Annotated in this window: 19 protein-coding genes; 5 read left to right on the top strand and 14 right to left on the bottom strand. The window is 64.4% G+C overall.

Annotation, left to right across the window (positions count from 1 at the left end; translation table 11 throughout):
• The first annotated feature begins 5 nt into the window (after positions 1 to 5).
• On the top strand, positions 6 to 3,071 hold the full coding sequence (locus ACZ9C1_RS13210) for an efflux RND transporter permease subunit (protein ID WP_258599995.1): 3,066 nt from the start codon (positions 6 to 8) through the stop codon (positions 3,069 to 3,071).
• Positions 3,072 to 3,201: 130 nt separating this feature from the next.
• On the opposite strand, the gene ACZ9C1_RS13205 is transcribed toward ACZ9C1_RS13210, so the two are convergent.
• On the bottom strand, positions 3,202 to 3,888 hold the full coding sequence (locus ACZ9C1_RS13205; RefSeq protein ID WP_023631317.1) for a DUF4197 domain-containing protein: 687 nt from the start codon (positions 3,886 to 3,888) through the stop codon (positions 3,202 to 3,204).
• A gap of 64 nt (positions 3,889 to 3,952) precedes the next feature.
• Positions 3,953 to 6,442: a glycerol-3-phosphate 1-O-acyltransferase PlsB gene (gene plsB, locus ACZ9C1_RS13200; RefSeq protein ID WP_139669169.1), complete on the bottom strand. Its 2,490-nt coding sequence runs from the start codon at positions 6,440 to 6,442 to the stop codon at positions 3,953 to 3,955.
• Between the two features lie 228 nt (positions 6,443 to 6,670).
• On the opposite strand from plsB, the gene ACZ9C1_RS13195 reads away from it, so the two are divergent.
• On the top strand, positions 6,671 to 6,880 hold the full coding sequence (locus tag ACZ9C1_RS13195) for a cold-shock protein (RefSeq protein ID WP_011535295.1): 210 nt from the start codon (positions 6,671 to 6,673) through the stop codon (positions 6,878 to 6,880).
• 64 nt (positions 6,881 to 6,944) lie between these two features.
• Here ACZ9C1_RS13195 and ACZ9C1_RS13190 read toward each other — a convergent pair whose 3' ends face one another.
• From ACZ9C1_RS13190 to ACZ9C1_RS13175, 4 genes are all read right to left on the bottom strand, one after another.
• Entirely contained in the window at positions 6,945 to 7,322 is a 378-nt protein-coding gene (locus ACZ9C1_RS13190; RefSeq protein ID WP_102684040.1) for a hypothetical protein, read from the bottom strand.
• Positions 7,323 to 7,339: 17 nt separating this feature from the next.
• A complete protein-coding gene (locus ACZ9C1_RS13185; RefSeq protein WP_277501794.1) occupies positions 7,340 to 8,152 on the bottom strand; it encodes a putative RNA methyltransferase in 813 nt (270 codons plus the stop codon).
• A complete protein-coding gene (gene dapE, locus ACZ9C1_RS13180) occupies positions 8,152 to 9,303 on the bottom strand; it encodes a succinyl-diaminopimelate desuccinylase (RefSeq protein WP_102684042.1) in 1,152 nt (383 codons plus the stop codon). The genes ACZ9C1_RS13185 and dapE overlap by 1 nt, the downstream gene beginning before the upstream one ends.
• Before the next feature lie 114 nt (positions 9,304 to 9,417).
• Positions 9,418 to 12,009 (bottom strand): glycosyltransferase, encoded by a 2,592-nt coding sequence (locus ACZ9C1_RS13175; protein ID WP_476254051.1) that lies wholly within the window; start codon positions 12,007 to 12,009, stop codon positions 9,418 to 9,420.
• A gap of 288 nt (positions 12,010 to 12,297) precedes the next feature.
• On the opposite strand from ACZ9C1_RS13175, the gene tcdA reads away from it, so the two are divergent.
• Positions 12,298 to 13,107 (top strand): tRNA cyclic N6-threonylcarbamoyladenosine(37) synthase TcdA, encoded by an 810-nt coding sequence (gene tcdA / locus ACZ9C1_RS13170; protein ID WP_038706694.1) that lies wholly within the window; start codon positions 12,298 to 12,300, stop codon positions 13,105 to 13,107.
• Positions 13,108 to 13,126: 19 nt separating this feature from the next.
• On the opposite strand, the gene ACZ9C1_RS13165 is transcribed toward tcdA, so the two are convergent.
• The 4 genes from ACZ9C1_RS13165 to ACZ9C1_RS13150 all read right to left on the bottom strand — a co-directional run bounded on the left by ACZ9C1_RS13165 (position 13,127) and on the right by ACZ9C1_RS13150 (position 16,243).
• Entirely contained in the window at positions 13,127 to 13,537 is a 411-nt protein-coding gene (locus ACZ9C1_RS13165; protein ID WP_457378822.1) for a SufE family protein, read from the bottom strand.
• Positions 13,534 to 14,739 (bottom strand): cysteine desulfurase, encoded by a 1,206-nt coding sequence (locus ACZ9C1_RS13160; protein ID WP_457378823.1) that lies wholly within the window; start codon positions 14,737 to 14,739, stop codon positions 13,534 to 13,536. Before ACZ9C1_RS13160 ends, ACZ9C1_RS13165 begins: the two co-directional genes overlap by 4 nt.
• An 80-nt stretch (positions 14,740 to 14,819) precedes the next feature.
• Entirely contained in the window at positions 14,820 to 15,854 is a 1,035-nt protein-coding gene (gene dapD, locus ACZ9C1_RS13155; protein WP_046854388.1) for a 2,3,4,5-tetrahydropyridine-2,6-dicarboxylate N-succinyltransferase, read from the bottom strand.
• Between the two features lie 41 nt (positions 15,855 to 15,895).
• Positions 15,896 to 16,243, bottom strand: a complete 348-nt coding sequence (locus ACZ9C1_RS13150; RefSeq protein WP_023631566.1) for an ArsC family reductase — start codon at positions 16,241 to 16,243, stop codon at positions 15,896 to 15,898.
• Positions 16,244 to 16,526: 283 nt separating this feature from the next.
• Here ACZ9C1_RS13150 and ACZ9C1_RS13145 point away from each other — a divergent pair, with 283 nt between their 5' ends.
• Positions 16,527 to 18,173: a Na+/H+ antiporter gene (locus tag ACZ9C1_RS13145; protein ID WP_277501789.1), complete on the top strand. Its 1,647-nt coding sequence runs from the start codon at positions 16,527 to 16,529 to the stop codon at positions 18,171 to 18,173.
• On the opposite strand, the gene ACZ9C1_RS13140 is transcribed toward ACZ9C1_RS13145, so the two are convergent.
• From ACZ9C1_RS13140 to map, 4 genes are all read right to left on the bottom strand, one after another.
• On the bottom strand, positions 18,170 to 18,916 hold the full coding sequence (locus ACZ9C1_RS13140) for a zinc metalloprotease (protein ID WP_258599999.1): 747 nt from the start codon (positions 18,914 to 18,916) through the stop codon (positions 18,170 to 18,172). The genes ACZ9C1_RS13145 and ACZ9C1_RS13140 overlap by 4 nt on opposite strands.
• Positions 18,917 to 19,025: 109 nt before the next feature.
• Positions 19,026 to 20,219 carry a succinyldiaminopimelate transaminase gene (gene dapC, locus ACZ9C1_RS13135; RefSeq protein ID WP_277501787.1) on the bottom strand — a complete coding sequence of 398 codons (1,194 nt, stop codon included), beginning with the start codon at positions 20,217 to 20,219 and terminating at the stop codon, positions 19,026 to 19,028.
• A 21-nt stretch (positions 20,220 to 20,240) separates the two neighbouring features.
• The gene (locus tag ACZ9C1_RS13130; protein ID WP_277501786.1) at positions 20,241 to 22,943 is read right to left on the bottom strand and encodes a [protein-PII] uridylyltransferase; all 2,703 of its coding nucleotides are present in this window, start codon (positions 22,941 to 22,943) and stop codon (positions 20,241 to 20,243) included.
• A gap of 25 nt (positions 22,944 to 22,968) precedes the next feature.
• The gene (gene map, locus ACZ9C1_RS13125; protein WP_094011637.1) at positions 22,969 to 23,751 is read right to left on the bottom strand and encodes a type I methionyl aminopeptidase; all 783 of its coding nucleotides are present in this window, start codon (positions 23,749 to 23,751) and stop codon (positions 22,969 to 22,971) included.
• A 347-nt stretch (positions 23,752 to 24,098) separates the two neighbouring features.
• Here map and rpsB point away from each other — a divergent pair, with 347 nt between their 5' ends.
• Positions 24,099 to 24,836, top strand: a complete 738-nt coding sequence (rpsB, locus tag ACZ9C1_RS13120) for a 30S ribosomal protein S2 (RefSeq protein WP_023629884.1) — start codon at positions 24,099 to 24,101, stop codon at positions 24,834 to 24,836.
• The last annotated feature ends 130 nt before the right edge of the window (positions 24,837 to 24,966 follow it).

Raw genomic sequence — 24,966 nt, 5'->3', positions numbered from 1 at the left:
TCCCGATGGGTTTCAACCTTTCCGCCTGGGCGCTGCGCAACCGCCAGATCGTACTGTTCCTGATGATCCTGTTGGCGGCAGTAGGCGCCATGTCCTACACCAAGCTGGGGCAGAGCGAGGATCCACCCTTCACCTTCAAGGCCATGGTCATCCGTACCCTGTGGCCAGGCGCGACCGCCGAGGAGGTGTCGCGCCAGGTCACCGAACGTATCGAGAAGAAACTGATGGAGACCGGCGAGTACGAGAAGATCGTCTCGTTCTCCCGGCCCGGTGAGTCCCAGGTCACGTTCATGGCCCGTGACGCGATGCATTCCAAGGATATCCCCGAGCTGTGGTACCAGATCCGCAAGAAGGTCGCGGACATCAAGCACACCCTGCCCCCCGAAGCGCAGGGGCCATTCTTCAACGACGAGTTCGGCACCACCTTCGGCAATATCTACGCCCTGACCGGCGCCGGCTTCGACTACGCGGTGCTCAAGGACTACGCCGACCGTATCCAGATCCAGCTGCAGCGGGTCAAGGACGTGGGCAAGGTGGAGCTCATCGGCCTGCAGGACGAGAAGATCTGGATCGAACTGTCCAACGTCAAGCTGGCCACTCTCGGGGTGCCGCTCGCCGCCGTGCAGCAGGCGCTGCGCGAACAGAACGCGGTGAGTACCGCGGGTTTCTTCGAAACCTCGAGCGAGCGCCTGCAACTGAGGGTCAGCGGGCGCTTCGACAGCGTCGAGCAGATTCGCCAGTTTCCTATCCGCATTGGTGATCGCACCTTCCGCATCGGTGACGTCGCCGAGGTGCAGCGCGGTTTTAACGACCCACCCGCGCCGCGCATGCGCTTCATGGGCGAGGACGCCATCGGGCTGGCGGTGTCGATGAAGGACGGCGGCGACATCCTGGTGCTTGGCAAGGCTCTGGAGGGCGAGTTCGCCCGCCTGGCGCAGAGCCTGCCGGCAGGCATGGAACTGCGCAAGGTGTCCGACCAGCCGGCGGCGGTGAAGGCCGGGGTCGGTGAGTTCGTGCAGGTGCTGGTCGAGGCCCTGGCCATCGTCCTGCTGGTGAGTTTTTTCTCGCTGGGCCTGCGCACCGGCCTGGTGGTGGCGCTGGCGATCCCGCTGGTGCTGGCCATGACCTTCGCCGCCATGCACTACTTCGGCATCGGCCTGCACAAGATCTCGCTGGGGGCGCTGGTGCTGGCCCTGGGCCTGCTGGTCGACGACGCGATCATCGCAGTGGAGATGATGGCGATCAAGATGGAGCAGGGCTATGACCGGCTCAAGGCCGCGAGCTACGCCTGGACCAGTACGGCGTTCCCGATGCTCACCGGTACCCTGATCACCGCAGCGGGCTTCCTGCCGATCGCCACGGCGGCTTCGAGTACTGGGGAATACACCCGTTCGATCTTCCAGGTGGTGACCATTGCCTTGCTCACGTCCTGGGTGGCGGCGGTGGTGTTCGTGCCCTACCTGGGCGAGCGCCTGCTGCCGGACCTGGCCAAGCTTCACGCCGCTCGCCACGGCGCCGACGGGCACGCCCCCGACCCCTATGCAACACCGTTCTACCAACGAGTCCGGCGCGTGGTCGAGTGGTGCGTGCGGCGACGCAAGACAGTGATCGTGCTGACCATCGCCGCGTTCGTCGGCAGCATCCTGTTGTTCCGCTTCGTGCCTCAGCAGTTCTTCCCGGCTTCCGGGCGGCCGGAGCTGATGGTCGATCTGAAGCTGACCGAAGGCGCTTCGCTGAACAACACCGCCGAGCGGGTCAAGCAATTGGAGGCGCTGCTCAAGCAGCAGGACGGTATCGCCAACTACGTCGCCTATGTCGGCACTGGTTCACCGCGTTTCTACCTGCCGCTGGACCAGCAACTGCCGGCGGCGAGCTTTGCCCAGTTCGTGGTGCTGGCCAAGTCGCTGGAGGACCGTGAACGCCTGCGCAGCTGGTTGATCGGCACCCTGGACCAGCAGTTCCCCGACCTGCGCTCGCGGGTGACGCGCCTGGAAAACGGCCCGCCCGTAGGCTATCCGGTGCAGTTCCGGGTCACCGGCGAGCACATCGAGAAGGTCCGCGCCCTGGCCCGCGAGGTGGCGGCCAAGGTGCGCGAGAACCCGCATGTGGTCAACGTGCACCTGGACTGGGAAGAACCGAGCAAGGCGGTGTACCTGGATATCGACCAGGACCGTGCCCGGGCGCTGGGCGTGAGCACCGCGCACCTGTCGAGCTTCCTGCAGAGTTCACTGACCGGCAGCAACGTCAGCCAGTACCGCGAAGACAACGAGCTGATCGAGATTCTCCTGCGCGGTACGCCAGAGGAGCGCCGTGAGCTGGGCAACCTGGGCAGCCTGGCGGTGCCCACCGACAACGGCCAGAGCGTGGCCCTGTCGCAGGTGGCGACCCTTGAGTACGGCTTCGAGGAAGGCATCATCTGGCACCGCAACCGCCTGCCCACGGTCACCGTGCGCGCCGATATCTACGACAAGGAACAGCCGGCGACCTTGATCAAGCAGATCCAGCCGACGCTGGCGCAGATCAAGGACGAGCTGCCTGATGGCTACTTGCTCGAGGTGGGCGGCACGGTGGAAGACTCCGAGCGTGGCCAGCGTTCGGTGAACGCCGGCATGCCGCTGTTCATCGTGGTAGTGCTGAGCCTGCTGATGATCCAGCTGCGCAGTTTCTCGCGGATGTTCATGGTGTTCCTCACCGCGCCCCTGGGGCTGATTGGCGTGACTCTGTTCCTGCTGGTGTTCCGCCAGCCGTTCGGTTTCGTCGCCATGCTCGGGACCATCGCCCTGGCGGGCATGATCATGCGCAATTCGGTGATCCTGGTGGACCAGATCGAACAGGATATCGCCGCAGGGATGGAGCGTTGGCAGGCGATCATCGAGGCCACGGTGCGGCGCTTCCGGCCGATCGTGCTGACCGCGCTGGCGGCGGTGCTGGCGATGATTCCGTTGTCGAGGAGTGTGTTCTACGGACCGATGGCGGTGGCGATCATGGGTGGGTTGATCGTCGCCACGGTGCTGACCCTGCTGTTCCTGCCGGCGCTCTATGCGGCGTGGTTCAGGGTCAAGAAAAACTGAGGAACGAGCGGGAGGGCTTTGCCCTCCTATCGCCGGCAAGCCGGCTCCCACACGAGTTGCGCAGTACCTGTGGGAGCTGGCTTGCCAGCGATAGGGCTGCACAGCAGCCCCACTGGTTTTCAGCTCGACATCACAGCGCGCCGAACACCTTCTTGGCCAGGCTGGTGGCCGCACCGGCCGGGTTCTGGCGAATGCTTTCTTCCTGCTTGCCGATCATCTCGAACAAGCCGTCCAGCGCCTTCTCGGTCACATAGTTCTCGATATTGGCGTCATCCTTGATCAGGCCAAGGCCCTTGGCCTGCCCGGCAAAGCTGTTGTACTGCTGGGCCAGGCCGACCTTGTCGGTGGCCTGCTTGACGATCGGCAGGAACTTGGCGCGGATCTGCTCACGGCTGCTCTTGTTCAGGTACTGGGTGGCCGAATCCTGGCCACCGCTGAGGATGCCCTTGGCATCGGTCACGGTCATCTTCTTCACCGCGTCCACCAGGATCGCCTGGGCTTGCGGCACGGCAGCCTCGGCGGCCTTGTTCATGCTGGTTTCCAGGGCATCGACCTGGTCGCCTTTGCCGAACATCTTCATGGCCTTGGCCGCTTTGCCGAGGTTGCCTGGCAGCTCGATGCGCACGTCCGGGTTGTTGCTGAAACCACCGGGGGTGCTCAGTTGCTTGACGGCGATCTGCGCGCCTTGGGTGAGGGCGTCCTTCAGGCCGCCGGAGGCGTCGCTCTGGGACAGGTCGCCAAGCGACAGGGCCAGGGCGCTGGCCGACAACAGCAGGCCGGCGCACAGGGTGGTGAAGCGCAGGGAGGAGCGGATCATGGGGCTTTCCTTATGGGCAGAATGGAACAGGTTCAGCGTATCGTTCAGGCCGTGATCGGGCCAGTCAGGCAAGCGCGGCAGGTTCCGGTGTTTCATCGCGGTGCAAGGCCACCTGGCGGATCGACAGGCGCAGCTCCGCTGACAGCACGCGCTTGGCCACGCCTTCGGCCAGTTCGGCGAGCTTGTCGTGGTAGCCCAGCTTGCCGGTGCTGTCGGGTCGCAAGACCCCTTCGCGTACCAGCGTCTGGATGAAGTGGCGGAACAGAGTCTTGTCGAAGAACTCGGGCGCATTCAAGCCATGCAGGATCGACAGGCGCTGGGCCATCATCACGCACAGCTCCTCCAGTTCCTCGGCGCTCAGCGTGTGCTGGCCGCTGTTGAGCAGCAGCGAAGTGGCCATGTAGAAGCGCTGCAGGGTCTGGGTGATGGTGCGCGCCAGCAGCGTCAGCAGCACGAACTGCCGCGAGCTGGGCGCGGGGCGCATGTAGATGTCTTGCTCCTTGCGCAGCAGCCCCTGTTCGACCAGCGCCGCCAGCCACTGGTCGATCACCTCGTCCAGTTGCTCGGGCGTCCAGCGCAGGAACAGTTCGGCCTGCAGGTACGGATACAGCGCTCGCACGTACTGGCCCAGCAGTTCGCGGCTCATGCGCGAGCTGCTGAGGAAGAAGCTCGCCAGCAGCCCCGGCAGGGCGAAGATGTGCAGTACGTTGTTGCGGTAGTAGGTCATCAGTACCGCGTTGGCTTCGTCCAGGTAGAGGATGCGACCCAGCGCATCCTTCTGCTCGGCCAGCAGGTCCATGCCCAGTACGTGCTCGATAAGTGCCTTGCCGTCACCCTCGGGCAGGGTGGTGTGCGGCGAGTAGGGCACCTGGCGCAGCAGGGCCAGGTACAGGTCGAGCACGCGGGTCAGGGCTCGTTCGTCCAGGGCCAGGCGGCTGGTCGACAACAGGGCCAGCGCCACCAGGTTGACCGGGTTGATTGCCGCAGCCTCGTTGAGGTGGCGGGCAACCGTTTCGCCCAGGCGGGTGGTGGTTTCGTTGAGCCAGTCCGGGCGGAACTGCGGGCCCAGCGCCTGTTCGCGCCAGCCGGGTTGCTGCTGGTCGAGGAAGCTGTTCAGGCGGATCGGCTCGCCGAAGTTGACGTACACCTGGCCGAAGCGCTGCTTGAGCGCGCCGATGACCTTGAAGATGTCGAAGATCGATTCCTTCTTCTTGCTGGCGCCGCGCAGCTCGCCCAGGTAGGTGCGGCCTTCGAGCACCCGCTCGTAGCCGATGTACACCGGCACGAAGACGATCGGCGTGCGCGAGGAGCGCAGGAAGCTGCGCAGGGTGATTGCCAGCATGCCGGTGCGCGGCTGCAGCATGCGCCCGGTGCGCGAACGCCCGCCTTCGACGAAGTACTCCACCGGGAAGCCCTTGGTGAACAGGGTGTGCAGGTATTCGTTGAACACGGCGGTGTACAGCGGGTTGCCCTTGAACGTGCGGCGCATGAAGAACGCCCCGCCGCGGCGCAGCAGGCCGCCGATCACCGGCATGTTGAGGTTGATGCCGGCGGCGATGTGCGGCGGCGTCAGGCCGTTGCGGAACAGCAGGTAGGACAGCAGCAGGTAGTCGATGTGGCTGCGGTGGCAGGGCACGTAGATCACTTCGTGGCCGGGGGCGATACCCTGCACCTGCTCGATGTGGTTGACCTTGATGCCGTCGTAGATCTTGTTCCAGAACCAGCTCAGCACCACTTCAAGGAAGCGGATCGCGGTGTAGGTATAGTCCGAGGCGATCTCGTTGCCATAGTGCAGCGCCTTGGCCTCGGCCTTGGCGTAGGGGATTTTCTCGCGGTCGGCCTCGTCGCTGATCGCCTGGCGCACCAACGGGTCGTGCACCAGCCCTTTGACCAGGTTGCGCCGGTGCGAGATGTCTGGCCCGATGACCGCGGTCTTCAGGTTGCGAAAATGCACGCGCATCATGCGTTGGGCCATGCGCACGGTGCGCTCGTGGCCCTTGTTGTGCTGCACCAGCTCGCGCAGGTGGATTGGCGCGGAGAACTGCACCCGGGTCTTGCGCCCGAGGATCAGCACGCTGAGCAGCCGGCGCAGGCGGCCGGTGACCGCCCAGCTGTCGGCGAACAGCAGTTTCCACGGGCTCGACTCGCTGGCCGGGGTCTGGCCCCAGAACACGCTGACCGGAATGATCTGCGCGTCTTCCTCGGCGTGCTGGCTGATCGCCGCGACCAGGCGTTCGAGGGTGGGCGGCGCGCCACGCTTGTCCTGGCGGCCGAGCCAGTCGGGGTCGGGGGTCAGGTAGAAGAACGCCGCGGGCTCCTGCAAGGGGCCGACGGCCACCGGCAGCACCGGGCGTGGCAGCCCTGCCTTGGTGCATTCGTGGTCAACCACGGCCAGGTCGGTCAGCGAAGGCGAGGAGAGGGCGTAGAACACCGGTCGGCTGCGGTCGAGCTTGAGTGTCAGCGAGGACTGGTTGATGGTTTCGGAGCGCACCCACAGGTAGAGAACGCGACGCAGGGCGCCGAAGATGAGGCGGCGCAGGGGAGAACGGGTCATGGGGTGGGCCCTGGGTGGAAGTTGCAGTGTCTTTTCAGCACGTTAGTCTGCCGTATCTGCGTAAGTTCAGCAAAATTCCGCCAAAAATGACCCTGTCATGAATTTTTTTTGTTCCCTGTCATATACTCGGCCTGCCGCTTGCAGGATATTCGCGCAAGCTGCGTCGGCACGGGCGGTGAGCCCATGCCAGCAAGGCGATCTTCAAAATAAAAATCCGGAGTAGTTCAGATGTCGTCTCGTGAGACTGGGAATGTTAAGTGGTTCAACGATGCCAAGGGTTATGGCTTCATTCAGCGCGAAGGTGGTGCGGACGTGTTCGTCCACTATCGGGCTATCCGCGGTGAGGGGCATCGCACCCTGGTCGAGGGACAGCAGGTGGAGTACGCACTCGTGCAGGGCCAGAAAGGCCTGCAGGCAGAGGATGTAGTCGGGCTCTGAGTCTTCCGGCTGCACGCTCAAGCTGCAAGTTGTCCGTGGAACTTGCAGCCTGATGCGAACGGCCTCAGCTGGTACGCCAGGTGATTTCCTCTTCACCGTCGGCGCTGATGCGGATCCAGCGATCGGCATCTTCTTCCCCGTCTTCTTCCGCCCAGCTACCTGGCGCGCAACGCACTTCGACGTTCAGCGCGGCGAATGCCGCACGCGCGCAGGCGATGTCGTCGACCCAGGGGGTCTGGTCACTTTCCAGGTACAGGCTGTTCCATTTCCCCACAGCCTTTGGCAACCAGGTAACCGGGATGTTACCGGCTGTGCACTTGAAGGTCTGGCCTTTCTGCTTCCATTCGCTGCACGGGCCCAGGGCCTGGGTCAGCCAGTCGGCGATCTGCTTGTGATCGACCTCGGCGTCCTTGAGGTAGATCTCGATATCGGGTTGACGCATGGGTGGCTCCAGTGTGCTCAGTCTTGGCGCACGAAATAGTCATAACGCATGGAAACGGTGACCACGAAAGGTTCGGGTTGGTCGATCACTTGTGCGCGCTTCTCGGCGCTGGCCCGCCAGCCGTGCGGGGTCATCGCCAGCAGATCGGCGCGGGCCTTGGCCTCGACCAGGCTCAGGCGGAACTCGAGGACCTCGCTGTGGGCGTGGGTCATGCCTTCAGGGACCAGGGCAAGGTGCTTGTCGTCGGCGTAGGGACGCACTTCATCGTAGAGCACCTCGCGCAGCTCCATCAGGTGACCGCTGGTCGGGCCGACCCGCATCAGCCCGCCGCCCGGGGCGAGCAGGCGCCTGGCCTCCTGCCAGTCGAGCGGGCTGAACACGCTGGCGATGAAGCCACAGCTGGCATCGGCCATGGGAACGCGGGCCATGCTGGCCACCATCCAGGTCACTTCAGGGGCTCGGCGGCACGCGCGCTTCACCGCTTCGCGGGAGATGTCCAGGGCGTAGCCGTCGGCCGCAGGCAGCGCCTGGGCAATCTTCGCGGTGTAGTAGCCTTCGCCGCAGCCGATGTCCAGCCAGGCCTGCGGCTGGCGCTCGGCAGCCAGTTGCGCCAGGCGACTCGCCACCGGGGCGTAGTGCCCGGCGTCGAGGAAGTCACGACGGGCTTCGACCATGGCCTGGTTGTCACCCGGGTCGCGGCTGTTCTTGTGTTGTACCGGCAGCAGGTTCAGGTAGCCCTGGCGGGCGCGGTCGAAGCGGTGGCCGGCGGGGCAGGCCACGCCGTTGTCGAGCTGCGCCAGGGGCGCCTGGCAGAGAGGGCAGGCGAGCATCAGGCGAGCAACCGTACCAGGGTCTGATAGTAGATCTCGGTCAGCAGGTCGAGGTCGCTGGCCAGGATACGCTCGTCCACCTGGTGGATGGTGGCGTTGACCGGGCCGAGCTCGACCACCTGGGTACCCATGGTGGCGATGAAACGGCCATCGGAGGTACCGCCACTGGTCGATGGTCGGGTCTCGCGGCCAGTGACGGCCTTGATGCTCGACGACACCGCATCGAGCAGTTCGCCCGGCTCGGTGAGGAACGGCAGGCCCGACAGCGCCCAATCGATGCTCCATTCCAGCTGGTGCTTGTCGAGGATCGCCGCGACGCGTTGCTGCAGGCCCTCGACCGTCGATTCGGTGGAGAAACGGAAGTTGAACAGCGCGGTCAGCTCGCCCGGTACCACGTTGGTGGCGCCAGTGCCGGAGTTGAGGTTGGAGATCTGGAAGCTGGTCGGCGGGAAGAACGCATTGCCTTCGTCCCAGTGCTCGGCGGCAAGTTCCGCCAGGGCCGGCGCGGCCAGGTGGATAGGGTTGCGCGCCAGGTGCGGGTAGGCCACGTGGCCCTGCTTGCCGCGCACGGTCAGCTTGGCGCCGAGCGAGCCGCGACGGCCATTCTTGACCACGTCACCGAGCAGGGTGGTGCTGGACGGCTCGCCGACGATGCACCAGTCCAGGCGCTCGTTGCGCGCCTTCAGACGCTCGACCACGGCCTTGGTGCCATGGTGGGCCGGGCCTTCCTCGTCGCTGGTGATCAGGAACGCGACCTTGCCGCGGTGGTTCGGGTAGTCGTGCACGAAGCGTTCGCTGGCCACCACCATCGACGCCAGGCTGCCCTTCATGTCGGCGGCGCCACGGCCGCAGAGCATGCCGTCGGCATCGATCAGCGCTTCGAACGGCTCATGCTGCCACTGCTGCACCGGGCCGGTGGGCACCACGTCGGTGTGGCCGGCGAAGCACAGCACCGGGCCTTCCTGGGTGCCATGGCTGGCCCAGAAGTTGTCTACGTCTTCGATGCGCATCGGCTCGAGCTGGAAGCCGACGGCGCCCAGGCGGTTCATCATCTGGGTCTGGCAGTCGGCATCGACCGGGGTGACCGACGGGCGGCGGATCAGGTCGCAGGCCAGTTGCAGGGTAGGCGAAAGCTCGGCAGGGGCCGTCATTGCAAGACTCCGGGGGCAAGGCAGGGCAGGAAACTGGGCGTTATCTTATATCAAATGATGTTTGCGGACACGATGTGCTTGGCGGGAGCGGCGTACCGCCGCTCCCACGCTGCATCAAACGACTTGTGCTTCGCTGACCTTGTCCGCCGGCTTGGGCAGCGACGACAGCAGCGCCATCACCAACGCCGCCAGGTACGGCAACGACTGCACCAGCAGCATCGCCACCCAGAAGCGCATGTCCGAACTCGGCAGCCCCTGAACCAGATAGATCCCTAGCGCCGCGCCCCACAGCATCAGCATGATGAACAGCTCTTCGCGGGCCTCGGCAATCGCCACCAGCAGCCCATGGCTATCGGCATTCTTTGGCGTGCGGAAGAACGGCATGCTGCTGGTGAAGAAACCGTACAGCACCGCCTTGGCGATGGTATGCGACAGCGCCAGCCCTGCCAGGGCGGCGGCGAAGGCGTCCTTCAGGTCGACACCCACCGCGCGGCGATAGAGGAACAGGATCTTGCCGACCTTGAAGAAGAACAGCGCCAGCGGCGGGATGGCGAACATCATCAGCGGCGGGTCGACCCGGTGCGGCACGATGATCATCGCCGCCGACCACAGCAGCGCGCCGACGGTGAAGAAGATGTTCATGCCATCGGCGATCCATGGCAGCCAGCCGGCCAGGAAGTGGTAGCGCTGGCCGCGGGTCAGCTCGCTGCCCTTGCCGCGCAGCAGGGCGCCGGCGTGGTGCTTGATGATCTGGATGGCGCCGTAGGCCCAGCGGAAGCGCTGCTTCTTGAAGTCGATGAAGGTGTCGGGCATCAGGCCCTTGCCGTAGCTGTTGTGGGCGTAGGCCGCCGACAGGCCTTTCTCGAATACCCGCAGACCCAGTTCGGCGTCTTCGCAGATGCACCATTCGGCCCAGCCGAGTTCCTCGAGCACGCTGCGCCTGGTCATGGTCATGGTGCCGTGCTGGATGATCGCGTCACGGTCGTTGCGGGTGACCATGCCGATATGGAAGAAGCCCTTGTACTCGCTGTAGCACAGCTTCTTGAAGGCGCTCTCGTGCTGGTCGCGGTAGTCCTGCGGCGACTGCACCACGGCGATCTTCGGGTCGGAGAAGTGCGGCACCATGTGTTTTAGCCAATTACGGTCGACGCAGTAGTCCGAGTCGATCACCGCGATCACCTCGGCGTCCTTGGCGGTGTGCGGGATCAGGTAGTTCAGCGCCCCGCCCTTGAAGCCGGCCAGGGGCGCGACGTGGAAGAACTTGAAGCGCGTGCCGAGCTTCTCGCAGTGGGCCTTGAGCGGCTCCCACACGGCCGGGTCCTTGGTGTTGTTGTCGATCACCAGCACTTCGTAATCCGGGTAGTCCAGCGCGGCGAGGGCGTCGAGGGTCTGCTTGACCATCTCCGGCGGCTCGTTGTAGCACGGCACATGCACCGAGACTTTGGGGCGATAGGCGCTGTCGCCCTGCACGGGCAGGAATTCGCGTCGGCGTTTGTGGATCCACACCGCCTCGGCCAGTTCGTGGGCCTCGGTCAGCAGCACGATGAAAACGCCGAGGGCACCGAGCGCCAGCAGCACGCCCACGGTGAGGCTGAACCAGGTGCTGTACTGCTGGCTGTAGTCGTAGGCGATCCATACCAGCACCGACCCGCACAGGAAGGTGATGAAGGTGAGGAAGGTACGCCCGCGCTGGCGCAGGGCCGAGCCGTCGATCAGCAGGACGGCCAGGGCGATCATCGCCAGCACCACCGAGGCCACGGCCAAGGCGCGCCATTGCGGGATCGCCACGATCGGCCCCTCGAAGTTGAACTTCTGCTGGCGCTCGGCGTTGTACACGCCCCAGTAGGCGCCAACCGAACCTTCGTCGCTGGCCTTCCACGGCTGGTCGTAGGCCTCGATGACGAAGTAGTTGTAGCCACGGCGGTTGAGGGTGTTGACCAGGGTACGCAGGTAGATGGCCTGGTCGGCCTGGGTGGCGTCGGCGCCGCCGCGCATGCGGCCATTGCTCGGCCAGCCGACCTCCGAGAGCAGCAGAGGCTTGCGTGGGAACTGCTTGCGCAGCTCGCGGGCACGGTCGAGGACGAACTGCACCGAGTCCTTCATGGGCACGAATTCCCAATAGGGCAGGATGTGCGCGGCGATCAGGTCGACGTGTTTCGCCAGCTCCGGGTGTTCCTTCCAGATGTGCCACTGCTCGCTGGTGGTCACCGGCACCTTCACCGCGGCGCGCACCCGGTCGAGGTAACCGATCAACTGTTCGGCGGTGACTTCCTCGCGAAACAACGCTTCGTTGCCGACCACCACCCGCACCACGCTGCGCGAGGTATTGGCCAGGCCGATGGCCTTTTCGATCTCGCGCTCGTTGCGCGCCTGGTCGTTGCTGATCCAGATGCCCAAGGTCACGCGCAGGCCGAGCTCTTCGGCCAGGCGCGGTACCTCGGCCTGGGTGCCTTCAACGGTGTAGATGCGCACGTTGTCGGTCAGCTTGTTCAGTTGCTCGAGGTCCTGGCGGATCTCGTCCTCACTGGGGTACTGGCCTTTCTGCGGGCTTTGCCCCAGGCGGAAGGGCGAATAGGAAAACCCGGAGATCTGTTCCGGCCAGGCGGGGGCGGAAACCGGGCGGTTGATCAAGGCCCAGAACCCGGTGAACAGCGCGGCGATCGCCAGGACCACCACCAGGTTGAGACCGAATTTACGTGATGACATAGGTGTTCGAGGTTCCGAAGAGGGGAGCGAGGGTCGCTGTCGCAGGCCGTGGGTCCTACAAGTGCCGGAGAAGGTAATCTGTTGGATTATCGACAAGGAATGTAGTTCTGAGGCCGTTCGCTTGTCGTCCAGATATATTTGCTTGATAGGACATTAAAGCAGGCTCGGTAGGTTTTGTTCCAACACCGAGCCGCTCTGCCACGCCGTTGCGGCGTGTTCACGCGCTGTGCTCCCCCCGGAGCGCATGCCTTGGCATATAATGCGCGCCGGTTTTTTCGAGGTCCCCACATGAGCACAGAAGATCCACGCTTCGCCGGCGTCGCCCGGCTCTACGGCGACGATGGCCTGCAGCGCCTGCGCCAGGCCCATGTGGCCATCGTCGGTATCGGCGGGGTCGGCTCGTGGGCAGCCGAGGCCCTGGCGCGCAGTGGCGTGGGCGAGATCAGCCTGTTCGACCTCGACGATGTCTGCGTGAGCAACACCAACCGCCAGGCCCACGCCCTCGAAGGGCAGGTGGGCCGCCTCAAGGTGGAGGTGATGGCCGAGCGTCTGCGGGCGATCAACCCGGCTTGCACGGTGCACGCGGTGGCCGACTTCGTCACCCGCGAGACCATGGCCGAGTACATCACCGAGCAGATGGACTGCGTGATCGACTGCATCGACAGCGTGATGGCCAAGGCCGCGCTGATTGCCTGGTGCCGCCGGCGCAAGATCGCCATCGTCACCACCGGTGGCGCCGGCGGGCAGATCGACCCGACCCAGATCCAGGTCGGCGATCTCAACAAGACCTTCAACGACCCGCTGGCTTCACGGGTGCGCTCGACCTTGCGCCGCGACTACAACTTCTCGCGCAACACCAGCCGCAACTATGGCGTGCCATGCGTGTTCTCCAGCGAACAGCTGCGCTACCCCAAGGGCGACGGCAGTGTGTGCCTGCAGAAGAGCTTTGTCGGTGAAGGCGTACGCCTGGACTGCGCCGGTGGTTTCGGCGCGGTGATGATGGTGACCGCGACCTTCGGCATGGTGGCGGCGAGCAAGGCCGTTGAAAAACTGGTGGCCGGGGCGCGGCGACCTTCGGAGCGGGTCAAGGCTGATTAGGCTATCGCGGGGCAGCGATTCAGGCCTGGGTGGCGAGTTCGGCCATCCTCAGTAGCACCGCATGCAGCCCATTGCTGCGCGACGGTGACAACTGCCGCTCCAGCCCCAATTGGGTAAACCAGGCGCTCAGGTCGATCGCTTCCAACTGATCGCTGGCCAAGCCTTGTACCCGCACAAGAAGAAGTGCCAGCAACCCCCGCAGCATCCGCGCATCGCTGCCTGCCTTGAACCGCCACTGGCCGTCGTCCCGCACAGCCACCAGCCATACCAGGCTCTCGCAGCCATGCACCCGATTGGCTTCGGTCTTGTCGCTGTCACCCAGCGGTTCCAGGCGGTCGCCCCACTGCATCAGCAACCGCGCCCGCTGCTCCCAGCCACGCGCCTGTTCGAAAGCTTCCAGCGCTTGGCTGGCCTCTGGCGAAAGGTTCATCGCAACAGCTCCAGGCCTTTGTCGAGCGCCGCGAAGAAGCGCTGCAGGTCGTCACTGTCTGAGTACAGCCCCAGCGAAACGCGGATCGCGCCATCGAGCCCCAGGTGCCTGAGCAGTGGCATGGCGCAATGGTGCCCGGCGCGCACGGCGATACCCTGTTCGGTCAGCAGGTGGGCGATATCGGCGTTGTGCACGCCATCGATGACGAAACTGGCCAAAGCCGCCTCGGGCGAGCCGAGCAGGCGAACCCCCTCGCGATCGGCCAGGCCACGTACCAGATACTGGTGCAGGCTGCTTTCATGGGCGGCCACGGCATGTACGTCGAGGCTGGCCAGGTAGTCCAGGGTGGCGCCCAGGCCGATCACCCCGGCAATCGGCGGGGTGCCGGCTTCGAAACCCAGTGGCGCGGGGCGGAAACTGGCGCTCTGGTAGTCCGCCATCTGCACCATTTCTCCGCCGTACTGCCAGTGACGCAGCAACGCCAGCGCATCCTGGCGGCCGTAAAGTACGCCCACTCCGTCCGGACCATAGAGTTTGTGACTGGAGAACACATAGAAGTCGCACGCCAGTTGCTGCACGTCGTGCCGGCCATGAACCACGCCTTGGGCGCCATCGACAACGCTCAGCGCGCCCTGGGCGCGGGCATGTGCCAGCAAAGGCGCCAGCGGTTGCCAGGTACCCAGCACGTTGGACAGTTGGCTGATCGCCAGCAGGCGAGTGCGCGGGCCGATCAGTTGCAGGGCCTGCTCCAGGTCGACATGCCCCTGGTCAGTGACCGGGAGGACCACCAGTCGCAGGTTGCGGCGGTGCGCCAGTTGTTGCCAGGGCAGCAGGTTGGCGTGGTGCTCCAGGCCGCTGACGGCGATTTCGTCGCCTGCCTCGAAGCGATGTTCCAGGCCATAGGCCAGCAGGTTCAATGCAGAGGTAGCGCCGTGGGTGAAGACGATCTGGCGCGCATCGGCTGCATTGAGCCAGGCGGCGACCTTGTCCCGTGTGCCCTCGAAGGCCTGTGTCGCCAAGGCGCCGGGCAGGTGCTGGGCGCGGTGCACATTGGCTGCACCATGCCCGTAGTAATGGCTCAGGGCATCAAGCAAGGCCTGGGGTTTCTGCGCGGTGGCGGCGCTGTCCAGATAGGTCTGGTGCTGCCGTTGCAGGGCGGCGATGGCCGGGAAGTCGGTACGCCAGGGGGAGGGCTGGAACATGTTCGCGGGGCCTGGAATGAAAAATCGGGTCTGCCCGTAGGAGCAGACCCGATCTTATCACCTCAAACCCAGGCAGAGCCTCAGTTGTGAGCGTGCAATGCCTCGTTCAGCTCGATGGCCGACTTGTGGGTCTTGCACTCCACGGCGCCATTGAGCGAGTTGCGGCGGAACAGCAAGTCGGTCTGGCCGGCCAGATCGCGTGCCTTGACCACCTTGACCAGCTGGTTGTTCTCGTCCAGCAGGTTCACCTTGGTACCGGCGGTGATGTACAGGCCGGCTTCGACGGTGTTGCGGTCGCCCAGCGGGATGCCGATACCGGCGTTGGCGCCGATCAGGCAGCCTTCGCCGACCTTGATGACGATGTTGCCACCGCCGGACAGGGTGCCCATGGTCGAGCAGCCTCCGCCCAGGTCCGAGCCCTTGCCGACGAACACGCCGGCGGAGACGCGGCCTTCGATCATGCCCGGGCCTTCGGTGCCGGCGTTAAAGTTGACGAAGCCTTCGTGCATGATGGTGGTGCCTTCGCCGATGTAGGCGCCCAGGCGCACACGGGCGGTGTCGGCGATGCGCACGCCGGCGGGCACCACGTAGTCGGTCATCTTCGGGAACTTGTCCACCGAGAATACTTCCAGCAGTTCACCTTTCAGGCGCGCTTCCAGTTGCCGCTCGGCCAGCTCGGCCAGGTCGACCGCGCCCTGGTTGGTCCAGGCGACGTTGGGCAGCAGCGGGAAGATGCCGGCCAGCGACACACCGTGCGGCTTGACCAGGCGGTGCGACAGCAGGTGCAGCTTGAGGTAGGCCTCGGGGGTGGAGGCCAGGGCGCCGTCTTCGGCCAGCAGGGTGGCGACCAGCGGCTTGTGGCTTTCGGCCAGGCGGGTCAGCAGGGCGGCCTGGGCGGCGTCGACGCCCTTGAGCGCGTCGGCCAGCTGGGCGGCCTGGGCGGTGCTGAAGGCGATGGCCTGGTTGCCACCTTCATAACCGAGAACCGGCGCGATGGCCGCGACCAGTTCGGCGGACGGATTGAGCACAGGCTGTGCGTAGAAGACTTCCAGCCAGGCGCCCTGGCGGTTCTGGGTGCCGACACCGAAGGCCAGGCTGAACAGCGATTGAGACATGCGATTACCTCATGCGAAAAGGGATGGAGCGTAATGCGTGATCAGGCCAGCGCCGCCGCGTACAGGTCGGGCTTGAAGCCGACCAGCGTGCGCTCGCCGAGGTCGAGCACCGGGCGCTTGATCATCGACGGTTGGGCGACCATCAGTTCGACGGCCTTGGCCTGGTCGAGGTTGGCCTTGCTGGCGTCGTCGAGCTTGCGGAAGGTGGTCCCGGCGCGGTTCAGCACGACTTCCCAGCCATGCTCGTCGCACCAGCGGTTCAGGCTGTCGCGGTCGATGCCCTGGGTCTTGTAGTCGTGGAAGTCGTAGCCAATGGCCTTTTCTTCAAGCCAGGTACGGGCCTTTTTCATGGTGTCGCAGGCTTTGATGCCGTAGAGAGTGTAAGCCATTGAAATGCCTGGGGCTGCCGGCTGGGGGCTGGCGTCCCCGATACTCCTTGAAGATTGGGTGGGAGCGATTATGCGGTATCGATGGGGTTGGCGCCACGGCTGCGGGCCCGAAGGTACGGGGGGATGTATGTCACATCGTCTCAAGTAGCATTGTGTTACATATTCGCCGGTGGGTTGCGACTAACGTGCAGCGGTCCACAATAGAAGGTCCTCGCTAACATATTGTTTCAATGGCGATGTTTCGCCTTGCTGTCGTTTCTCCGATTACACAGGAAGCTTGCCGATGCAGTCAGCCTATACCGTTCTTATCCTGCTGATGCTGGTGAGCATGTCGAAACTGGTGGGGCGCGTGTTGCCGCTGCCGCTGCCGCTGGTGCAGATCGGTGCGGGTGCCTTGCTGGCCTGGCCAACCCTGGGCCTGCATGTGGCGCTGGACCCGGAGCTGTTTCTGTTCCTGTTCTTGCCGCCGTTGCTGTTCGCCGATGGCTGGCGTATGCCCAAGCGCGAGCTGTGGCGTATCCGCGGGCCGGTGGTGGCTCTGGCCGTGGGGCTGGTGCTGTTCACCGTGGTCGGCGCCGGGTACTTCATCCACTGGCTGCTGCCGAGCATTCCCCTGCCGGTGGCCTTTGCCCTGGCGGCGGTGCTGTCGCCCACCGATGCGGTGGCGGTCTCGGCCATCACCCAGGACCGCCTGCCCACGCCCCTGATGCACATGCTCCAGGGCGAGGCATTGATGAACGACGCCTCGGGCCTGGTAACCTTCAAGTTCGCCCTGGCCGCCGCCATCACCGGCGTGTTCTCGCTGACCGAGGCCAGCCTGACCTTCGTGCTCGTCGCCCTTGGCGGCCTGGCGGTGGGCGTGGCGCTGAGCTGGCTGGTGGGGCGCCTGCGCATGTGGATGATCACCCGCGGTTGGGACGATCCGGCCACCCACGTGGTGTTCATGCTGCTGCTGCCGTTCGCCGCCTACGTGCTGGCTGAGCGCCTGGGTGTGTCGGGCATCCTCTCGGCGGTGGCCGCGGGCATGATGCAGAGCTGGCTCGACCTGCTGCCGCGTCAGACCAGCACCCGCCTGCTCAATCGCAGTGTCTGGTCGTTGCTGGAGTTCGCTTTCAACGGCCTGATCTTCCTGCTGCTCGGCCTGCAGTTGCCGGACATCATCAAGGCGGTGGTCACCGACGAGGCGACGGTGTGGCCGACCCTGGCCTGGCGCTGCCTGGACGTGGTGGCGATCTTCGCCGCGCTGGTGCTGCTGCGTTTTGTCTGGGTGCAGAGCATCTGGCGGGCGATCGGCGTGGTGCGGCGCTGGCGCGGCAAGCCGGCGCTGGTGCTGATGCCGACCGCGCGCTCCTGCTGGCTGCTGACCTTTGGCGGCGTGCGCGGGGCGGTGACCCTGGCGGGCGTGATGTCGGTGCCGTTGCTGATGGGGGCGGGCAAAGCCTTCCCCGAGCGCGACCTGCTGATCTTCATTGCCGCCGGGGTGATCCTGCTGTCGCTGGTCAGCGCGGTGATTGCCCTGCCGATCCTGCTGCGTGGCGTGACCAAGAGCCCTGACGAACGCTTGCACCAGGAGGTGCAGGAGGCCTGGCGGCGCACCGCCGAAGCGGCTATCCATGCCCTGGAAGCCGAGGAAGTGATCGATGCCAATGCGCCCCAGGACGCCGCCCAGGCCACCCTGGCCACCGAGCTGAAAGCGCGGCTGATGGCCGAATACCGGGATGAACTGGACAGCTACAACGACACCGCCGAGGCCCGTGCGCTGGCCGAGCAGATGGACCAGTTGGAGCGCCGCCTGAGGCTCCGTGCGCTGCGGGCGCAGCGCTTGGAGCTATATGAGTTGCATCGCCAGCACCGGGTGGGCGATGAAGTGGTGCGCCAGGTGCTGGGCGAGTTGGACATGAGTGAGGCGAACCTGGGGCTGGTTCGTTAGCAGCGCAACTGACAGGGGTGGGGATAGACCAGGCGCATGAAGCGTTTGTCTTTTTCACTGATTACCTGGTTTCGCCTTGCCTTCCAGTTACCGACTGTGTGCGTCTGCCTGACCTGATAATGCATGATTGACTGCCTGTCGTAGGGCAGCAGCAATCGGGTGCCATCGTCAGGCACCGGAAGAAACTGGGTGGCGAGCTCGTCCTCGATCGCATCGTCGAGCGCCTCCTGGTCGTCCACTTCCTTGGCGAGGATTTCTCTCAACAGCGGACGCAGTGCCGCGAGGTCCCAGGGAATGTTGGCGTGGGGATGCTGATGCTCGTGATCCATGCCCAGCGCATGGCCGAACTCATGCAGGACGATTGCTTCGAAGCGCGGGTCTGACAGCTTGGCGCCAATGGCCATGCTCTCGTCCGCCTCATTCAGCGACTGGTTGCCCAGGACGCTGTAGTTGATGTCTTCGGCGACATCGGTACGAATGCGGATTTCGGCCTGGCTGTCACCATCGTTGACAAGCTTGAAATGCAGGTTGGCGTACCTGAGCCAATGGCACGCAGTGGCGACTATCGCCTGCTTGTGCCAGGGGCAGGTGCCGTTCAGGAACGAGATCCTGAGTGTCTGGCCGGCAGACCAGAATACCGAGGTTACGCCTACCGAGCGCTTACGGCGTGTGTGCTGCGCATGGGCTGAGTACAGCTTCTTGCGCAGGCGATAGGTGGATGAGGCAAGGAGGGAATCGACCATTTGTTGTCACCGTCTGGTTGGAGAGGGTGGCAAGTATCTGGGATGCGGGCAGGCCATGAGCTGTGCATATTGCTGGGGCGACGCCCCTCCGAAGAGGGGCGTTATGACATTAACGGCTCAGGAATGCGCGAATACGCTCTGCGGCTTCGATGCACTCGGCCAGCGGAGCAACCAGCGCCATGCGCACGCGGCCGGCGCCTGGGTTTACGCCGTTCACCTCGCGGGACAGGTACGACCCCGGCACCACAGTGACATGCTCTGCCTCGAACAAGTCGCGGGTGAATTCTGCGTCGCTGCCCGGTACCTTGGCCCACAGGTAGAAGCTGCCATCCGGGCGCTGTACATCCATTACCGGCTGCAGGATGTCGAGCACCGCGTCGTACTTGGCGCGGTACTGGTCGCGGTTCTCGCGCACGTGGGCCTCGTCCTGCCAGGCGGCGATGCTGGCCAGCTGGGTTTGCACCGGCATTGCGCAACCGTGGTAGGTCCGGTACAGCAGGAATGGTTTGATGATCTCGGCGTCGCCAGCCACGAAGCCCGAACGCAGGCCGGGCAGGTTGGAGCGCTTGGACAGGCTGTGGAACACCACGCAGCGCTTGAAGTCACTGCGACCAAGCGCAGCGCATGCGCTCAGCAGGCCCGGTGGCGGCGCGTCCTCGTCGAAGTACAGCTCGCTGTAGCACTCGTCGGCGGCGATCACGAAGTCGTGCTTGTCGGCGAGGGCGATCAGCTTCTTCAGGGTATCCATCGGCACCAGGGCGCCGGTGGGGTTGCCCGGGGAGCACAGGAACAGGACCTGGCAGCGTTCCCAGGTCTCGTCCGGCACGGCGTCGAAGTCGGGGTTGAAACCGTTGCTTTCCAGGCATGGCAGGTAGTGCGGGGTGGCGCCCGCCAGCAGGGCCGCGCCTTCGTAGATTTGGTAGAACGGGTTGGGACTGACCACCAGGCCGTCGTCGTCGCGGTTGACCACGGCCTGGGTGAAGGCGAACAGTGCTTCGCGGGTGCCATTGACCGGCAGGATATGACGGTCGGCGTCCAGCCAGCCCGTTGGCACGCCGAAGCGCCGTTCGCACCACTGGCCGATGGCCTGGCGCAGGGCCGGGAGGCCGATGGTGCTGGGGTAGACCGCCAGCTTGTCGAGGTTGTCGGCCATGGCCCTGGCGACGAACGCCGGCGATTCATGTTTCGGCTCACCGATCGACAAGGCGATGGCGCGCTTGTCGGCTGCCGGTTTCACGGTGCCCAGCAGGGCGCGCAGTTTCTCGAACGGGTAGGGCTGGAGCTGGGTCAGGGCGTGGTTCATCGGCGCAAGGTCTCGTTAGCGTCAAAAGGTCATGCGGGTAGGGCTGGCGTCGCTGGCCTGGCCGGCCTGCAACTGCTGGACGATGGCTTCCTGCAGGCGGCTGCACAGCTGCGGGTCGGACAGCGGCTGGTTGTCGGCGTCGGTGATGAAGAACACGTCTTCCACGCGCTCGCCGAGAGTGGCGATCTTGGCGTTTTGCAGTGAGATGTCGAACTCGAGGAAGATCCGCCCGATCCTGGCCAGCAGGCCGGGGCGGTCGGGCGCGGTGATCTCGAGGATGGTCACCGGGCGCTGGGCGTCGTTGAGGATGGTCACCTGCGGCGGGAAATCGAAGTGCTTGAGCTGGCGTGGCACCCGGCGCTGGATGATCGCCGGGTAGTCCTCGGGATTGCGCAGCGCCTCGGTCAGGCCGTCGCGGATCTGCCTGACCCGCTGTGGATTGTCACCGATCGAGCCGCCGTCGTTGTCGAGCACGATATAGGTGTCGAGGGTGAACTGGCTGCTCGAGGTGATGATCCGGGCATCGTGGATGTTCAGGTTGAGCTGGGCCATGGCGGCCACGGTCACGGCGAAGAAATCGTGCTGGTCGGGGGCGTAGATGAAGATCTGCGTGCCGCCCTCGAATTCGCGCTGGGTGGTCTCCTTGATCAGCACCAGCGGGCCGCCATCGGCCGGTTGCTGGAGGATCGCATCACTGTGCCAGGCCACATCGGCGGCAGTGTGCTTGAGAAAGTAGTCGTCGCCCAGTTGCGACCAGAGCTGCTCGACGTCATCCGGGTCGGTGCCCTCGCGCACCAGGATGTCCAGCGCCGCGCTTTGCGTCTGGCGGATCTGCTCTTCGCGGTCCAGCGGGTTTTCCAGGCCACGGCGCAGGGCGCGCTTGGTTTCGGTATAGAGCTGGCGCAGCAGGCTCGCTCGCCAGGAGTTCCACAGGCTGGGGTTGGTGGCATTGATGTCGGCCACGGTCAGCACGTAGAGGTAATCCAGGCGCGTCTCGTCACCGACATGCAGCGCGAAATCGTTGATCACCTGTGGGTCGGAGAGGTCCTTGCGCTGGGCGGTGGTGGACATTACCAGGTGGTTCAGCACCAGCCAGACAATCAGGCGGCTGTCCCAGGCCGGCAACTGGTGGCGCTGGCAGAACGCTTGCGCGTCGACGGCGCCCAGTTCGGAGTGGTCACCCTGGCGACCCTTGCCTATGTCATGGTAAAGCCCTGCCAGGTAAATCAGCTCGGGCTTGGGCAGGCGGCCCATGAGCTTGCTGGCCAGCGGGAATTTCTCCGAGACGGGCGTGTATTGCAGTTTGCGCAGGTGCTTGATCAGGTTGAGGGTGTGGGCATCGACCGTGTAGATGTGGAACAGGTCGTGCTGCATCTGCCCGACGATCAGGCCGAACTCTGGCAGGTAGCGGCCGAGGATGCCGTAGCGGTTCATTCTCCGCAGGTTGCGATGGATGCCGATCTCGCACTTGAACAGCTCGATGAACAGGCTGGTGTTGCGGATATCGTGGCGGAACTTGTCGTCGATCAGGTGGCGATGTTCGCGCAGCAAGCGCACGGTGTCGGCGCGCACGCCCTTGATTTCGGGGTGCTGGGCCATCAGTACGAAGATTTCCAGCATGGCGAACGGGGTGCGCCGGAAAACGTTCGGGTTGACCGCTTCTATATAGCCATCGTGCAGGCGAAACCGCGCATTGACCGGCTGCGTGGCGCCGCTGTCGTCATCGGCCAGGATCACCTCTTCAAAATGCTGGATGATCAGGTCGCACAGCTGGCTGATGCTCATCACCACCCGGTAGTACTGCTGCATGAATTGTTCGATGGCGCGCTTGGGGTTTTCGTCGGTGTAGCCCAGCAGCGCGGCGATGCTGCGCTGGTGGTCGAACAGCAGGCGGTCTTCGGCGCGCCCGGCCAGCATGTGCAGGGCGTAACGCACACGCCAGAGGAAGGCCTGGGACGAGGCCAGCAGTTCGTTTTCGCTCTCCAGCAGGAAGTCTTCACCGGCCAGCGCGTGCAGGTTCAGCGTGCCGTACTGGCGCCTGGCTACCCAGAGCACGGTCTGGATGTCGCGCAGGCCGCCCGGGCCGCCCTTCACGTTGGGTTCGAGGTTGTACTCGGTATCGTTGTACTTGTGATGGCGGGCCTTGAGTTCGGCACGTTTGGCCAGGAAGAACTCCTTGCTGGGCCACATGTGCGCGGTGCTGGTGGCGTCGAGCATGCGCTGGCGCAGGGGCTCGGGGCCGGCGATGGTGCGGCTTTCCATCAGGTTGGTGATGACCGTGAGGTCGGCCCGGGCCTGCTCGGCGCACTCGTCGACGGTGCGCACGCTCTGGCCGACCTCCAGGCCGATGTCCCAGAGCAGGGTGAGGAAGCGCTCGATGGCATCGCGGTACTGCTCGTGCTCGGCGGCGTCGAGCAGGATCAGCAGGTCGATGTCCGAATACGGATGCAGCTCGCCACGGCCGTAGCCGCCAACCGCCACCAGGGCGATGCCGTCTGGCGTGCCCCAGCTGAACTGGTGCCAGGCCTGTTGCAGGATGTTGTCGACGAACCAGGCGCGGTCCTCGATCAGCCGACGGATCTCGCGGCCTTCGCGAAAACGCTTGTCGAGCACCTCGCTGGCCATGCGGATGGCCTTCTTGAAAGCGGCGATGGGGCTTGCCTTGAGGGCCAGTTCCGCCTGGAACTGGCCGCGGTCGAACAGTTCGGGATCCACCTGGGGCATCGAGTCGCGTTCCTGTCGTTCAGTATCAGGCCGAGGTGCGCGGGATGGTGTCGTCCTTGCGCAGGGTGAAGATCTCGTAGCCGGTGGCGGTCACCACCAGGGTGTGTTCCCACTGGGCCGAGAGCTTGCGGTCCTTGGTGATGGCGGTCCAGCCGTCGCCCAGCACCTTGGTGTCGGCCTTGCCCTGGTTGATCATCGGCTCGATGGTGAAGGTCATGCCTTCCTTGAGCTCCATGCCGGTGCCGGCGCGGCCGTAGTGGACGATCTGTGGCTCTTCGTGGAACACCTTGCCGATGCCGTGGCCGCAGAACTCGCGGACCACCGAGAAACCGTTCTTTTCGGCGTGCTTCTGGATCACCTCGCCGATGTCGCCCAGGCGGCAGCCGGGCTTGACCAGTTCGATGGCCTTGTACAGGCACTCCTGGGTGACCTTGGACAGGCGTTCGGCCCACGGCGCGACGGTGCCGACATGGAACATCCGGCTGGTGTCGCCGTGGTAGCCGTCCTTGATCACGGTCACATCGATGTTGATGGTGTCGCCATCCTTGAGTGCCTTGTCATTGGGGATGCCATGGCAGACCACGTGGTTGATCGAGGTGCAGATCGACTTGGGGAAGCCTTTGTAGTTCAGTGGCGCCGGGATGGCCTTCTGCTCGTTGACGATGTAGTCGTGGCAGAGGCGGTCGAGCTCCTCGGTGGTGATACCGGGCTTGACGTGTGGCTCGATCATTTCCAGCACTTCGGCGGCCAGGCGGCCGGCGATGCGCATCTTCTCGATGTCTTCTGCGGTCTTGATGGTGACGGTCATTACAGGCTCTCTACGGCGCCGCGGGCGGCGCGAACAAACGGGAAAGACTGGATTCTACCAGAGCGCGGCGTCGATCTGTCGGGATAGTCCAGCAGATCCGGTGGTCTATTGAGGGCATTCTGGCCCCAAAAGGCGGGGGCTGCAAAAGCCGCTGACGGACGAAGCATTATCCGGGTTCCGTTCGCTCGCCGGCTGTGGTATAAAATGCGCCGCTTTCGGGGGATGTCCTCCGTCAGCTCAAACCCACACACGTGTCGACACGATGGCCTGGGTGCCCGGTTTCCCTGGAAACACGGGTTGGTCATTGGGATACGTGGAGGCCCAACCCGACTTATCAAGGAACTATCATGTCCCAAGTCAACATGCGCGATATGCTGAAGGCCGGTGTGCACTTCGGCCACCAGACCCGTTACTGGAACCCGAAAATGGGCAAGTACATTTTCGGCGCGCGCAACAAGATCCACATCATCAACCTGGAAAAAACCCTGCCGATGTTCAACGAGGCTCTGTCCTTCGTAGAGCGCCTGGCCCAGGGCAAGAACAAGATCATGTTCGTCGGCACCAAGCGTTCCGCCGGCAAGATCGTCGCCGAGCAAGCTGCTCGTTGCGGTTCGCCATACGTTGATCACCGTTGGTTGGGCGGCATGCTGACCAACTACAAGACCATCCGCGCTTCGATCAAGCGTCTGCGTGACCTGGAAACCCAGGCCGAAGATGGTACTTTCACCAAGCTGACCAAGAAAGAAGCCCTGATGCGTTCGCGCGATCTGGAGAAACTGGACCGCAGCCTGGGTGGTATCAAGGACATGGGCGGCCTGCCTGATGCCCTGTTCGTGATCGACGTCGACCACGAGCGCATTGCCATCACCGAAGCCAACAAGCTGGGCATTCCGGTTATCGGCGTTGTCGATACCAACAGCAGCCCTGAAGGTGTTGACTACATCATCCCAGGTAACGATGACGCCATCCGCGCTATCGAGCTGTACATGACTTCGATGGCCGACGCCGTCATCCGCGGCCGCAACAACGTTGCCGGCGGCACTGAAGTCTATGTTGAAGAAGCGGCTGCACCTGCTGCCGAGTAATTGACGCTTAGCGTCTACTTGGCACGCAAAAAGGGGGCTTTGCCCCCTTTTTGCCACCTTGAAATCCTGCTGTCAGCGAAGGCCCCGCATCATGGGCTGGCTGAGGTAATAACAGCGGATTTGCAGAATT

This window comes from Pseudomonas sp. TE21435, from assembly GCF_056279265.1.
This window is presented reverse-complemented; position numbering and strand designations above follow the sequence as displayed.